Origin of the sequence: Stenotrophomonas sp. YIM B06876 (assembly GCF_030711595.1) — a bacterium.
Lineage (GTDB): Bacteria > Pseudomonadota > Gammaproteobacteria > Xanthomonadales > Xanthomonadaceae > Stenotrophomonas.
Genome location: NZ_JAUJUJ010000235.1, coordinates 1 through 1,234 on the forward strand (window position 1 = coordinate 1; position 1,234 = coordinate 1,234).

The window sequence follows — 1,234 nt, forward strand, 5'->3', positions numbered from 1 at the left end:
CCAGGGTCTCGAAGAAGCGCTCTTCCTCGGTCTTGAGCACGTCGGTGATGCGCTGCTCCTGCTCGCGCAGCTTGGGGTAGGCGTCGCCCATGACCTTGACCAGGTCGGCCACCAGCTTGTGGAAGAACGGCGTCTTCTGGCCCAGCTTGTAGCCGTGGCGGATGGCGCGGCGCACGATGCGGCGCTGCACGTAGCCACGGCCTTCGTTGCTCGGGATTACGCCGTCGCTCACCAGGAAGGCGGTGGCGCGGATGTGGTCGGCGATCACGCGCAGGCTCTTGTTGTCCAGGTCCGTGCAGCCGGTCTCGCGCGCAGCGGCCTTGATGAGCGCATCGAACAGGTCGATCTCGTAGTTGCTGTGCACATGCTGCAGGATGGCGGCCAGACGCTCCAGGCCCATGCCGGTGTCCACGCAGGGCGCGGGCAAGGGCTTGACCGAGCCGTCATCCTGCATGTCGAACTGCATGAACACGTTGTTCCAGATTTCGATGAAACGGTCGCCGTCTTCATCGGGGCTGCCCGGTGGGCCGCCGGGGATGTGGTCGCCGTGGTCGTAGAAGATTTCCGAGCACGGACCGCAGGGGCCGGTGTCGGCCATCATCCAGAAGTTGTCGCTCTTGTAGCGCCCGCCCTTGTTGTCGCCGATGCGGATCACGCGCTCGGGCGGCAGGCCGATCTCTTTCGTCCAGATGTCGTAGGCCTCGTCGTCTTCTTCGTAGACGGTGGCCAGCAGGCGCTCGGCCGGCAGCTTGTAGACCTCGGTCAGCAGTTCCCAGGCCCACTTCAGCGACTCGCGCTTGAAGTAGTCGCCAAAGCTCCAGTTGCCGAGCATTTCAAAGAAGGTGTGGTGGCGCGCGGTGTAGCCGACGTTTTCCAGGTCGTTGTGCTTGCCGCCGGCGCGCAGGCAGGCCTGCACCGAGGTGGCGCGGTTGTACGGGCGCTTGTCGCTGCCCAGGAACACGTCCTTGAACTGCACCATGCCCGAGTTGGTGAACATCAGCGTCGGGTCGTTGCCCGGCACCAGCGAGCTCGACGGCACGATGGTGTGGCCCTTGGAAGCAAAGAAGTCCAGAAAGGTCTTGCGGATGTCGGCGACGGTGAATGTGGGGTGGCTCATGGTGTGTAGATATGGTGTGCGCGGGGCCGGCAGGCCCGGGGGCAACCGCAGATTATAGGTTTGGCCCTGTCGCCCAGGCTGCTGTGCGCCGGGCCCTGAAAAGCTATCCTTCAGCCT

The 1,234-nt window shown here is 64.3% G+C and carries 1 protein-coding gene; it reads right to left on the reverse strand.

The annotated features are described in order from the left end of the window. Positions 1 to 1,117 (reverse strand): alanine--tRNA ligase (alaS, locus tag QZH66_RS16365; RefSeq protein WP_305806935.1); only part of this gene is annotated, 1,117 nt, incomplete at its 3' end. Between the last annotated feature and the right edge of the window lie 117 nt (positions 1,118 to 1,234).